Below are 12,634 nucleotides of genomic sequence, written 5' to 3'. Positions count from 1 at the left end.
CGCCCCGGTCAGTCGGCCGCGGGTACGGCCCGCGGCTCGGACGCCGTGGCGTCGGCCGCCTCGGCCTGTGCCGCGGCCTTCTTCGCCCGGCGCTTGACGAGCAGCATCGAGCCGATGCCGATCAGGACGGCGATGCCGAGTCCCACGTACGAGAACCGCTTGAGCCAGTCCTCGGCGACCACGCCGATGTAGTAGATGACGGCGGTGGTGCCGCCCGCCCAGACGATGCCGCCGAGCACGTTGGCGATCAGGAACTTCCAGTACGGCATGCGCAGGACGCCCGCGAGCGGCCCGGCGAAGATGCGGAGCAGGGCGACGAAGCGGCCGAAGAAGACCGCCCACATGCCCCACTTCTGGAACGACCGCTCGGCGCTCGCCACGTGGGCGGCGCTGAAGTGCTTGGGGAACTTCCGTTCCAGCCAGGCCAGCAGCGGTCTGCCGCCCTTGCGCCCGATCGCGTACCCGATGGAGTCGCCGATGATGGCGCCGACGGTGGCGCACGCCCCGAGGATCACCGGGTTGAGGTCGCCGTGCTGGGAGGACAGCAGCGCCGCCGAGACCAGGACGATCTCACCGGGCAGCGGAATGCCCAGGCTCTCCAGTCCGATGACGAGGCCCACCAGCGCGTAGATGCTGACGGCTGGTACCTGCTCCAGCCACTCCTGAACGTGCAACGCCGGTTCCTCCCGTGGTCCAAGTGTGTGTGCCCGGCGCGCGCTCCCCCCACGGACGCGCACGCCGGGCAGCCTACCCGGACGGGCTCACCCGGCCGGAACGGCGTCCCAGAGCCCGCACCGGTGCTCGGCGTGCACCGTCGCGCTGATCCCGGTGCCGCCCGCCGACGCGGTGCGCAGGGACAGCACACGCCCCGGTTGGGTGCGCTGGTCGGGAGCGGTGGGTGCGCCGTCGGCGCGCGGCGCCCCGCCGTGGACGAAGGAACCCCAGTACTGGACCATCTGCCGTGCCAGCGCCCGCTGTTCGGCGTCGAGCGGGGTGACCAGGCCGAAGTGCTTGAACAGGTACTGGACCTCGTTGACGTGGGTCGCGCCGAAGTCGAAGTCGGTGCCGAGGTCGCGCAGCGACGCGAACGGCGGTGAGGTGCGGTCCGCGAACTCGTAGGCGTAGACGGGGCCGCGCCCCGCCAGCGCCGTGTTCATGCGCAGGGCCGAGCAGGCGAACATACGGTCCCCGAGCGCGGCCGCGTAGGCGTGCGTGGGCGAGGAGTACGCCGCGAGCGGGTAGCGCCGGAGCACCCGGCGGCCGAGCTCGGCCCCGTACGCCTCGGTGAGCGCGGCCGGATACCGCTCGGCGGTGAGCGGCTCGCCCTGCCCGTCGAACTGGCCGAAGGCGAAGAGGCGCCCCTCGTCGCTGTTCGCGCCGTTCAGCACGGGTACGCGGGCCGCGCTCCCGTTCTCGTACGCCTCCTCGGGCTGGACCGGCAGGAACGCGCCGCCGACCACCGGGGCCCAGTCGAAGCCTGCCTGCGCCGCGAGGATCTCCTTCGCCGGCCTGGCCCGGAGACAGGCGAGGGCGGCCTTCGGGTCGGGGCAGCCCGCCTTCTCGGCGAAGGCCGCGCCGTCCGTGACCGCCTGCCGCCGCTCGCGGGCCGCGCAGTCGCCGTACGCCCCGCTCTCCACGATGCCCGCGCGGTACAGGCCGCGCGCGGTCGGCGAGGCGAGCTGGGTGCACACGGAGCGGCCGCCGGCGGACTCGCCCGCGACGGTGATCCGGCGCGCGTCGCCGCCGAACCGGGCGATGTTGGCCCGCACCCAGCGCAGCGCGGCCTGCTGGTCGAGCAGCCCGTAGTTGCCGGAGACCCCGTCGGACGCCTCGCCGTCGAGCCCACCGGTGGCGAGGAACCCCATGGCTCCCAGGCGGTAGTTGACGGTCACGACGACGGTGCCGGTGCGGCGGGCGAAGGTGTCGGGCACGACGTCCTCACCCGCGCCCGCGGTGAGCCCGCCGCCGTGCAGCCACACCATCACGGGGCGCTGCGCGGAACGACCGCCGGGCGTATAGACGTTGAGGTCCAGGCAGTCCTCGGTGTGCGAGGGCTTCTCGTAGCCGGGGTCCCAACTCGACGTCTGAACACAGCGGTTGCCGAACTCCGTCGCCCGGCGCACCCCGTGCCAGGCCTTCGCGGGCCGCGGCTCCTTCCAGCGGAGGCGGCCCACGGGCTGCTCCGCGTAGGGGACACCGAGGAACTGGCGCCCCTCGGCGGTGGCCTGGCCGCGGATCCAGCCGGCGTCGGTGCGCACGAGCGTGCCGTTCGCGCCGCCCGTGCCGGCCGGCCCGCCCGTGGCCTGGGCCGGCAGCGGCACGAGGGCTGCCGCGACGGCCGCCGCGAGGACGACGGCGACCGACGCGGCGCGCCGTATCGGACCGCCGACGCCCCTGCCGCTCCCCCGCCCGCGACGGCTCCCGCCGCGCGCCCTCATGAGCCGGCCCCCTCGACGACGGTGGTCGTGGAGAGGACCACGTCACGTGCCGAGGTGCCCACGTGCACGCCGCGCCGCCCGGTGCCGCGCACCCAGCCGTGCCGCTCGACGTCCCACGCCGAAAGGGCCCGGCCCTCGACGTGGACGGTGACGCGCCGCCGCTCCCCCGCGCGCAGCGCGAGCCGCCGGTAGCCGCCGAGCGCCCGCTCGGCCTGCGACAGCTCCAGGTCCGGCGAGGGGCCGACGTACACCTGGGCGACGGTGACGCCGTCCCGCCTGCCGGTGTTGCGCACGGTGAAGCCGACGTCCACGCCCCGGCCCGACCTGCGGACGGTCAGGTCCCGGTAGGAGAACGTGGTGTACGAGAGGCCGTGCCCGAACGGGAAGAGCGGCCGCACGTCCTCGGCGTCGTACCAGCGGTAGCCGACGTGGATGCCCTCCGAGTACTCCTCGACGCCGTCGAGGCCGGGGTAGCGGCGCGGGTCCCCCGCCATCGGGTGGCGGTCGTCGTCGACCGGGAAGGACTGGGTGAGCCGGCCGCCGGGGTCGCTGTCGCCGAACAGGACGGCGGCGGTGGCGGCCGCACCCTCCTGGCCGGGGTAGTACATCTGCAGCACGGCGGCGGTCCGCTCCAGCCACGGCATGGAGGTGGCGGACGAGGTGTTGAGGACCACGGTCGTACGGGGGTTGGCCGCGGTCACCGCGCGGATCAGCGCCTCCTGGTGGCCGGGGAGCGCGACGGTCGTGCGGTCCTGGCCCTCGGTCGCGTCCTCGTATGCGAAGAGCACCACACTGTGCGCGCCGCGCGCCGTGCGCACCGCCTTGGCCACATCGGCGGCGCGGGTGGCCCCGGTGACGCGGCGGAGCCGGAACGTCTGGCCGGTGTCCCCGCCCTTGGCGGTGATCCGCAGGTGGTGTCCCGCGGGGCCGAGTTGCAGGGTGGCGCGGCGCACGTTCAGTCCGTCGGGGGCGGTGGAGACGAGGCCGCCGGAGAAGTACTCGCCCACGCCGGGCAGCTTCGGGTAGAGCTCGGTGCCGTCCAGCTCCACCGTGGGCCGCTCGCCGGAGTAGTGGATGACGAGCGTCCACTCGTCCGGTTCCCCGGGCGTCAGCGTCCCCTCGTACGTCCAGGTCTTCCCCGCGCCGACGCGCTGGCCCTCCGCGTCGAGGCCCGGGGTGAGGGCGCGCTTCGGGATGGCCTTGCCGTAGAGGTCCTCGCCGAGCGCGTAACGGACGTCGGCGTGCCGGCCCGCGCGTGCGGTAATGGCGTGCAGCGGGCTGTCGGCGTGGTCGGGGACGACGTGGGCGCTGCCGCCGCCGCTGACGAACGGGTAGCGGCCGGTGGGGCCGATGACGGCGATGTCGCGGGCGGCGCGGCCGGTCAGCGGCAGGGTTCCGTGCGCGTTGCGCAGCAGGGTCGCGCCCGCCTCGGCGACCTCCCGTGCGACGGCCGCGCCGGCCTCGGGGTCGCGCCGGGGACGCGGCGGCGCGCTCCCGTCGAGGAGCCCGAACCGGTCCATGACGCGCAGGATCCGGCGCACCGAACGGTCGACGTGTGCCTCGGGGACGCTGCCGTTCTTGACGGCCTTCTTCAGCGCGGCCCCGTAGTAGGCGTCGTCGGGCATCTCCATGTCGAGTCCGGCGGCGAGCGAGGCGGCGGTGCTGTGCTGGGCGAACCAGTCGGTCATCACCCATCCGTCGAAGCCCCAGCGCTCGCGCAGGATGTCGTCGAGCAGCGTCTTGTTCTCGCAGGCGAAGGTGCCGTTGACCTTGTTGTACGCGCCCATGACGGCGCCGGTTCCGGCGCCGACGGCGGCCTCGAAGCCGCGCAGCTCCGTCTCGTGCATGGTCCGTTCGTCGGCCCGCACGTCGACGGACATGCGGTCCTTCTCCTGGTTGTTCAGGGCGAAGTGCTTGACGGTGGCGATGAGGCCCTCGCCCTGGATGCCCTCGATCTCCGCGGCGACCAGGTCGGCGGCGAGCAGCGGGTCCTCGGCGAAGGTCTCGAAGTTGCGGCCCGCGTACGGGGTGCGGATGAGGTTGACCATGGGCGAGAGCAGCACGTCCTGCTTCAGGGCGCGTCCCTCGCGGCCGATGACCTGGCCGTAGCGGCGGGCGAGCGCCGGGTCGAAGGCGGAGGCCAGCAGGACGGGGGCGGGCAGGGCGGTGGCGCGGGCCGTGACGCGGACGCCCGCGGGTCCGTCGGCGAGCCGCAGCGGCGGGATGCGCAGGCGCGGCACGCCGGGGACGTACCCCGCCTGGCCGAGGCTCTTGGGGTCGGTGGCGCCGTGCAGCAGGGAGATCTTCTCGTCGAGGGTGAGTCTGCCGATGAGGGATTCGACGCGGGGGCCGGCGCCGGGCCCCTGTCTGGCGCGGCCGGCCGCGTAGGTGGGCACCGCCACGCCGGCGGTGGCCGCGGCGGCCACGGTGATCGCACCGCCGACCAGTCTGAGGGCTGACCGCCGGGACACGGAGTCGGACATGAGCCGTCACTTCCTTCTGTGCCTGGTGCGCGAACACGACTGTGCAAAGCGAAGCGTGTACACGTGCCACTGGTGGATCGTCGTTCGGCCTTTGAACGCACTATGCGCCAGGACGGACTTGACACACCGTGAGACACCACGTGTGGCGGCGGGAAAACTATGGCCGGGGATGACTCGTGTCAATGAGTTGAACAAGAAGCGGGAATCGGCAGCACGCGGCACGAGGAAGGACGGTGCACCCCGCGGGGGCACGGGACGCACGACAGCGGGGGCACGGGGACGCACGGCAGAGGCCCGCGGCGGTGTCCTCAGGACACAACCGCGGGCCTCTCCCGCTCCGTTCGCGCTCCCGGCCCCCGCCGGGCCCGGGTCAGCTGGGGTTGTTGGGCCGCAGCGTCCATACGACGGTCATCTCACCGGTCACCGCGCCGTCCTCGCGCCGGATCTCGATGGCGACCGGGAACTCGGGGCGCTCGCCCGCGTCGAGCTCGGCGATCACGTCGGCGGCCGGGCGGCCGAGCGTCGCCGTGGCGGTCACCGGGCCCATCGCCAGCTTCTTGTACGCGATCTCGGCGCTGACGGCGAGCGGCACGGCACGCGACAGCTCCGCGCCGAACGCGGCGAGGACGATGGCGCCGCTCGCGGACTCGCCCAGCGTGAACATGGCGCCGGCGTGCGGGCCGCCGACGTGGTTGTGGTACTCGCTCTGGTCGGGCAGGGCGACCACGGCCTTGTCCGGCGCGGTCTCCCGGAACTCGAGGTTCAGGGTCCTGGCCATCGGAACCGTGGCGGCGAGCATCTCGCCGATCGACATCTGGTCTGCGCTCATGCCCGAGATGTTACCCACCGGTAGCGTTCCTTGGCCAGGACCTGTCTCCGCGCGGATCACCGTCACCTAGGGTTGACGCCCATGTGGCAAGGACAGCAGCCGCCCGGGGGCGAGCAGAATCAGCAGGGCCCGAACCAGCAGGGTCAGAACCAGCCGGGCCCGAACCAGCCGGGCCCGAACCCGTACCAGCAGCCCGGGTACCAACAGCCCAACCCCTACGGGCAGCAGGCCCCGTGGAACGCGCCGACCATGCCCGGCGGGGCCGGGGGTACGCCGCAGGCGCCGCCCGAGCCACCGCGCGGCGGCGGGAACCGCACCAAGCTGATCGCCATGGCCGCCGCGGGTGCCGTCGTGGTCGCCGCGGGCGTCACCGGCGTCGTACTCCTCGGCGGCGACAAGGACGACGCCGCCGCACCCGACCCGACGACGTCCGCCTCCGCCTCGGCGGACCCCGCGGACGACGACGCCCACGCCCGTACCGGCGACGGCATGCCCGAGCCGACCGTGCCGGGCTGGAAGGTGGTCGTGAACCCCAAGCTGGGCCTCGCCTTCGACGCGCCCGCCGACTGGTCGCTGGAGTCGCGGGACTGGGCGGGCGGCGTGGTGGACAAAAAGGACGCCGACGACGAGAACGCGGAGTTCCTCGCCGCGGTCGCCGCCCCTGCCTACCTCAAGGAGAAGTGGTGCGCGAGCGACGACGACAAGGACGGCGTCGAGGACTACACGCCGTTGGCGGTCGCGGGCACACGCGGCAACCGCGGCGCCAAGAGCACCGAGGAGGCCGCCCGGCACGACGCGACCAACTGGGTCTACGGCGTGTACACGCAGCCGGACCGGAAGCGGGTCACCACTGGGCCGACCGAGGCGTTCACCTCGAAGTCGGGCCTCAAGGGCAGCCTGGTGAGCGCCAGTTCGTCCGGCGCCGACACGACGGACAAGTGCGCTTCGGACGGCAAGGCGACGGTTTTCGCCTTCAAGAACTCCGAAGGGCGGTTCCTCTCCTGGTCGTTCCACGGCGCCAAGGACGTCAAGGACGAACTCCCGGACGCCACCGTCCAGAAGATGGCCGGCACCGTGCGCGAGTACGACGCCGACAAGAACTGAGCGGCCGCTCGGGGCGGCTGTGATCTTGTACGACCGGCCCCCGTATCGTTTCCCGCCATGTGGCCAGGAACGCAGCCGCCCGGGGGCGAGCAGAACCCGCAGGACCAGAGTCAGAACCCGTACCAGCAGCCGGGATACCAGCAGCCGAACCCGTATCAGCAGCCGGGATACCAGGCACCCAACCCGTACCAGCAGCCGGCGCCCCGCGGTGACGGCGGGAGCGGTGGGAGCGGTGGGAGCGCGAAGGTCGTCTCGCTGGTGATGGCGGCCGCCGTCGTCGTGGCCGCGGGAGTGACCGGCTTCATGTTGCTGGGCGGCGAGGACGACGAGGGCGGCCGGGGCGACAAGGACACGGCGGCGGGTTCCCCGGAGCGCCCCGCTCGTCACGAGCCGAGTGCGACGGCGGACGACGATTCCGACGGTTCCGACACCGCTGACAGCGACGGCGGACGCAACGCGGGCAACGATCTGAAGCCGACCATCAAGGGCTGGCGCGTCGTGGTGAACCCGAAGTGGGGCACCGCCTTCGACGTACCGCCGGAGTGGGAGGTGCAGAACCCGGGCTCGGCGATCGCGCTGGAGGACATCAAGACCGGCAAGCCGATGATGACGATGTCGGCGCCCGCGTACCTGGAGCCCGCCTGGTGCGTCGCCGACGACAACAAGGACGGCAGGACCGAGGACCACGAGCTCGCCGCCGTGGGGACCAAGGGCGCCAAGGGCGCGCGGAACACCGCCGAGGTCGCGGTCAACCAGGTCGGCTGGTGGGTCTACGGCGTCTACACCCAGCCGGACAAGAAGAGCTTCACCAACGACGACAAGGCCAAGCCGTACACCACCGCGTCCGGCATCAAGGGCAGCATCGCCCGGGCACGGTCCACGAACACGCCGCAGCAGGGCAAGTGCGCCACGGACGGCAAGGCGATCACGTTCGGCTTCAAGAACGCGGAAGGCGAGTACGTCTCCTGGAGCCTCTACGGCGCCAAGGGCGTACCGGACGAGATCCCCGAGAAGACCGTGATGAAGATCCTCAGCACGGTGCGTACGCACGAAGACCCGACGGAGTCCTGACCCGTATCGCCGCTTTCTCCGCACGATCTCCACACCGCCGGGGGCCCGGTGCCCGTGCCACAGGGGGCGCGCATGGCACCGGGCCCCCGGCACCTCTATGGTTACTGGCCATGTGGCCAGAAAATCAGCCGCCCGGGGGCGAGCAGAACCCGCAGGACCAGAATCAGAACCCGTACCAGCAGCCGGGGTACCAGCAGCCGAACCCGTATCAGCAGCCGGGATACCAGCAGACACCGCCTGCGGGGGGCTACCAGCAGACGCCGCCGTCTCCAGGGGGCTACCAGCAGCCGCACTCGGGCGGCTTCTCGCAGCCCGAGTCGTCGCAGTGGTCGACCCCGACGCCGCCGCCCATGCCGCCGCCGCAGCAGACGGGCGGCCCGGGTGGCGGCAACGGCAACAAGACGAAGATCACCGCCATCGTGGCCGCGCTCGCCGTGGTGGCGGCCGCCGGCGTCACCGGCTTCCTGGTCCTCGGCGGCGACAAGGACGACGAGGCGGGCCCGGCGAAGCCGTCCGCGTCGAAGTCGAAGTCCGAGAAGCCCAGCCCGAAGCCCAGCGACGACGGCAACGCGCGCGGTGAGGGCGGCGAGGACAAGCCGACGATCCCCGGCTGGCAGGTCGTGGTGAACCCCAAGTGGGGCACCGCCTTCGACGTACCGCCGGACTGGCAGGTCAAGACGCCGGACACCCTCATCGGCTTCGACGACCGCAAGGACGACGGCGCGAAGTCGATCATCATCATGTCCGCGCCCGCGGTGCTCAAAGAGAAGTGGTGCACGTCCGACGACGACAAGGACGGCGAGCCCGACGACACCTCGCTCGCCGCGGTCGGCACCAAGGGCCAGAACGGCGCGAAGAACACCCAGGACGTCGCGCGCAACGACTCGGCCTGGTGGGTCTACGGCGGCTACACCGAGCAGACCAAGGCCGACAAGAAAAAGATCAAGATCGGCAAGGTCGAGGACTACACCACCAAGTCCGGTGTCAAGGGCAGTCTCGTGACGTCGACGACGTCCGGCGCCGCCACCTCGGCCAAATGCGACTCCGAGGGCAAGGCCACCACGTTCGGCTTCAAGAACGAGTCCGGCGAGTACGTGGCCTGGACCCTCTACGGCGCCAAGGGCGTCAAGGAAGAGGTGCCCGACGCCACGGTGAAGAAGATCCTCGGCACGGTCCGCTGGAGCGAAGCGGCGTCGGAGGACTGAGCCGCCGCGCCCGGGGCACGGCGACACACGGTTCGGGACGCGCGGCCGCCGCGCGGACGCTGCCGTCCCAGGCGGCCCTCACCCGATGGAGAAGGCGCCGTCGGGCGGCTCGGGTGAGGCCACCGCGTCCCCGTCGTGCACCGGACGCGCACCCCCGATGAGGCGGCGCAGCGCGTCGCCGTGCTCGACCCGGGCGGGAAAGACGTCGGAGGCCGTACGGCGGGCCAGCGCGGCGACGTCGATCGGGGCGTGCCCGGCGATGAGCACCGCGTTCCCGAAGCGCCTGCCGCGCAGTACCGACGGCTCGGCGATCAGCGCGACCTCCGCGAACACCTCGGCGAAGGTGGCCAGTTGGGAGCGGAGGAAGGTGAAGGGCGCGCCGTCGGCGAGGTTCGCAGCGTAGTGCCCGCCCGGGCGCAGCACCCGGTCGGCGGCGCGCGCGTAGGCGACGGTGGTGAGGTGTGCGGGGACGCGTGAGCCGCCGAAGACGTCGGCGACCAGGATGTCGGCGCTGTTCCGGGGCGCCGCGTCGAGCCACTGCCTGGCGTCCGCGCCGTGCACCTCGATCCCGCTCGGTTCGGTCAACGGCAGGCACTCGGCGACCAGTTGGAGCAGCCCCCGGTCCGCGTCGACCACGTGCTGCCGGGAGCCGGGCCGGGTGGCGGCGACGTAGCGGGGCAGGGTGAGGGCTCCCCCGCCGAGGTGGACGACGTCGAGCGGGGCTTCGGGGTCGGCCGCGACGTCGAGGACGTGCGCGAGCCTGCGTGCGTACTCGAACTCCAGGTGGGTGGGCTCGTCCAGGTCGACGTAGGACTGGGGCGCCCCGTCGACGGTGAGCAGCCAGGCGCGCGGCCGGTCGACGTCGGGCATGAGCTTGGCGGTGCCGTGATCGACCTCCCTGATCACCGCGACCGGCTCCGGCATGTCCTCGAACTCCTGCTCGTCCACGCCGTCCATTGTGCCCGCCCGCCCGTGCCCGCCCGCCCGTGGGCGCTGCCCACGTCCACTGCCCGTGGCCGGTCGGCGGCGGGACAGCCGGCTTCGGTGTGCGGCGGCACTGCGCCGTTGCGTACGTCCGTGCCACACGAGCGCGCCGGTCGGCGACGATGCCGACCGGCGCACTCACCGGCCGCCCCCGGAGGTGACTCCCCCGAAGGCGGACAAGGCCGAGAACGTCCCGTCAGGCGACCCGGGTCACCGTGCCCGCGCCGACGGTGCGGCCGCCCTCGCGGATCGCGAAGCCGAGCCCCGTCTCCAGCGGTACGTCACGGCCGAGTTCGACCGTCATCGTGACCGTGTCGCCGGGGCGAGCAACGGCCGCCGCACCGAGGTCGACGTCGCCGACCACATCAGCGGTGCGGATGTAGAACTGCGGCCGGTACCCCGTGGCGATCGGCGTCCTGCGCCCGCCCTCGCGCGTCGCGAGGACGTACACCTGCGCGGTGAACCGCCGCCGCGGGGCGACGCTGCCGGGCGCCGCGACGACATGCCCGCGGCGTACGGCGTCGCGTGGCAGCCCGCGCAGCAGCAACGCGACGTTGTCCCCCGCCTGCGCCTCCTCCATCGGCTTGCCGAACGTCTCCAGGCCGGTGACCACCGTCTCCGTCTCCGCGCCGAGCACCTCCACGCGGTCCCCGAGGCGGACGGTGCCGCGCTCGACGGCGCCGGTCACGACGGTGCCGCGCCCGGTGATGGTGAGCACGTTCTCCACGGGCAGCAGGAACGGCGCGTCGAGATAGCGCTCGGGCATCGGCACATACGTGTCCACCGCGTCGAGCAGCGCCTCGATCGCCGCCGTCCACCGCGGGTCGCCCTGCAGCGCCCTGAGCCCCGAGACCCGTACGACGGGCACCGAGTCGCCCCCGTACCCGTGCGCGGAGAGCAGGTCGCGGACCTCGAGCTCGACGAGGTCCATGAGCTCCTCGTCGCCGCCCTCGGCCTTGTTGAGGGCGACGACGATGTGGTCGACGCCGACCTGGCGGGCGAGCAGCACGTGCTCGGCGGTCTGCGGCATGATCCCGTCGAGCGCCGACACGACGAGGATCGCGCCGTCCAGCTGCGCCGCGCCGGTGACCATGTTCTTGACGTAGTCGGCGTGGCCCGGCATGTCCACGTGCGCGTAGTGCCGGGTGTCCGTCTCGTACTCGACGTGCGCGATGTTGATGGTGATGCCGCGCTGCGCCTCCTCCGGGGCACGGTCGATGCGGTCGAAGGACACGTACTGGGTGGCGCCGCCGGTGCCGCGCTCGCTGAGGACCTTGGTGATGGCGGCGGTCAGGGTGGTCTTGCCGTGGTCGACGTGGCCCATGGTGCCGATGTTCAGGTGCGGTTTCGTGCGGACGTAAGCCATCTTGGACATGGTGGTTCCTTCTCCGGAACTCGAAGCTGTGGTCACGGGCCCGCGCTTCGCGCGCGGCCGGGACGGGGACCCCGGGATCCGACCGACCCTCCCCCTCGGGGGTCCGCCGGGGTGTCCGGGGAGGGTCAGCTTCGGGCGCCGTCGAAGGCGACGGGTGCGAGGACGGCAGCCTTCGCAACGCCCGCGACTGCGGGCGTTGCTGCGAGGAAGGCGTACCGGAACATGGGTCCGATCCTCACCGAAGGAAAGCCCCACGTCGAATGATTTATGGGCGCGAACCCGGCATAGGGCGCGGGCCGAACGGTACGGCCGTGCGGCGGAGTTGCCCCCCTCCCCCCCCCGCCTGCGCGGCCGGCCGCGCTACCGACGCAGCGCGGCGGCACGGGCTCAGAGGTTCTTGAGGGCCTCGCGCACCGACAGCGGTGAGAGCCGCCCGCGCTCCCTCTCGACGAAGGCGCGCACGGCCGCCGGATCGGTCTTGGCGTACTCGCGCAGACACCAGCCGATCGCCTTGCGGATGAAGAAGTCGGGATGCCCGGACTGCCGTACGCAGTAGGCGAAGAGCCGTTCCGTGTCGGTCGCCGACTTGTGGCGGAGCTGGTGGAGGAGGGCCGTGCGGGCCACCCACAGGTTCTCGTCCTCGATCCACGCGTCCATGTCGCGCCGCAGCGCCGGGTCGGCCGCGACCAGTCCGCCGACCACGTGCGCGGCGAGCGCGTCGACCGTGTCCCACCAGGGGTGTGTGGTGACGAGGTGCCGGGCCACGGGCAGGAAGCCGGACGTGCAGCGCTTCACGTGGCGGCGCAGATAGTCGACGGCGAAGTAGGCGTACTCGCGTTCGGGCAATTCCCAGCACCGCAGTGCGATCGCCGTGCAGTCGTTCTCGTCGGGAAGCGGGGTGCCGGCCAGGACGGTGCGGGACAGTTCACGGCGCACCGGAGAGGTCAGGCCGAGGAAGGGCGCGACGTCCTTCATGTACGCCCTCATCTGCGCGGACCGCTCCGGATCGGCCGCCTCCGCGTAGCCGGTGACGAGCCGTTCGAGGACCGTGTCGGCCAGCGCACTGCGCGGCGCCCGGCGCGGGACTGTGACGCTCATGAGACGCACCATACGGCGATCAGACACCTGACCCGGTTACGCTGCCC

General features: G+C 72.6%; 10 protein-coding genes. 3 read left to right on the top strand and 7 right to left on the bottom strand.

All coding sequences use genetic code 11. The features are described from left to right. Positions 1 to 8: 8 nt before the first annotated feature. The 4 genes from ACZ6CV_RS30995 to ACZ6CV_RS30980 all read right to left on the bottom strand — a co-directional run bounded on the left by ACZ6CV_RS30995 (position 9) and on the right by ACZ6CV_RS30980 (position 5,735). Positions 9 to 674 (bottom strand): DedA family protein, encoded by a 666-nt coding sequence (locus ACZ6CV_RS30995; protein ID WP_469254338.1) that lies wholly within the window; start codon positions 672 to 674, stop codon positions 9 to 11. 87 nt (positions 675 to 761) lie between these two features. Beyond that, complete coding sequence (locus ACZ6CV_RS30990) at positions 762 to 2,438, bottom strand: carboxylesterase/lipase family protein (protein ID WP_469254336.1); 1,677 nt, start codon at positions 2,436 to 2,438, stop codon at positions 762 to 764. Then, on the bottom strand, positions 2,435 to 4,921 hold the full coding sequence (locus ACZ6CV_RS30985) for a beta-glucosidase (RefSeq protein WP_469254334.1): 2,487 nt from the start codon (positions 4,919 to 4,921) through the stop codon (positions 2,435 to 2,437). Before ACZ6CV_RS30985 ends, ACZ6CV_RS30990 begins: the two co-directional genes overlap by 4 nt. A gap of 370 nt (positions 4,922 to 5,291) precedes the next feature. After that, positions 5,292 to 5,735, bottom strand: a complete 444-nt coding sequence (locus ACZ6CV_RS30980) for a DUF4442 domain-containing protein (protein ID WP_358708112.1) — start codon at positions 5,733 to 5,735, stop codon at positions 5,292 to 5,294. 96 nt (positions 5,736 to 5,831) lie between these two features. On the opposite strand from ACZ6CV_RS30980, the gene ACZ6CV_RS30975 reads away from it, so the two are divergent. The 3 genes from ACZ6CV_RS30975 (at position 5,832) to ACZ6CV_RS30965 (ending at position 9,130) form a co-directional block, all read left to right on the top strand. Next, positions 5,832 to 6,854 carry a DUF8017 domain-containing protein gene (locus tag ACZ6CV_RS30975; protein WP_469254333.1) on the top strand — a complete coding sequence of 341 codons (1,023 nt, stop codon included), beginning with the start codon at positions 5,832 to 5,834 and terminating at the stop codon, positions 6,852 to 6,854. A gap of 57 nt (positions 6,855 to 6,911) precedes the next feature. Next, positions 6,912 to 7,925, top strand: a complete 1,014-nt coding sequence (locus ACZ6CV_RS30970; RefSeq protein WP_469254331.1) for a DUF8017 domain-containing protein — start codon at positions 6,912 to 6,914, stop codon at positions 7,923 to 7,925. Positions 7,926 to 8,035: 110 nt separating this feature from the next. Next, positions 8,036 to 9,130 carry a DUF8017 domain-containing protein gene (locus tag ACZ6CV_RS30965; RefSeq protein ID WP_469254329.1) on the top strand — a complete coding sequence of 365 codons (1,095 nt, stop codon included), beginning with the start codon at positions 8,036 to 8,038 and terminating at the stop codon, positions 9,128 to 9,130. A gap of 78 nt (positions 9,131 to 9,208) precedes the next feature. Here ACZ6CV_RS30965 and ACZ6CV_RS30960 read toward each other — a convergent pair whose 3' ends face one another. From ACZ6CV_RS30960 to ACZ6CV_RS30950, 3 genes are all read right to left on the bottom strand, one after another. Continuing rightward, the gene (locus ACZ6CV_RS30960) at positions 9,209 to 10,054 is read right to left on the bottom strand and encodes a spermidine synthase (RefSeq protein WP_469254494.1); all 846 of its coding nucleotides are present in this window, start codon (positions 10,052 to 10,054) and stop codon (positions 9,209 to 9,211) included. A gap of 256 nt (positions 10,055 to 10,310) precedes the next feature. After that, the gene (gene tuf, locus ACZ6CV_RS30955; RefSeq protein ID WP_469254327.1) at positions 10,311 to 11,489 is read right to left on the bottom strand and encodes an elongation factor Tu; all 1,179 of its coding nucleotides are present in this window, start codon (positions 11,487 to 11,489) and stop codon (positions 10,311 to 10,313) included. Positions 11,490 to 11,876: 387 nt separating this feature from the next. Then, entirely contained in the window at positions 11,877 to 12,587 is a 711-nt protein-coding gene (locus ACZ6CV_RS30950; protein WP_469254325.1) for a DNA alkylation repair protein, read from the bottom strand. Positions 12,588 to 12,634: the final 47 nt, after the last annotated feature.

Source organism: Streptomyces sp. NPDC041713 (assembly GCF_055591085.1).
This window is presented reverse-complemented; position numbering and strand designations above follow the sequence as displayed.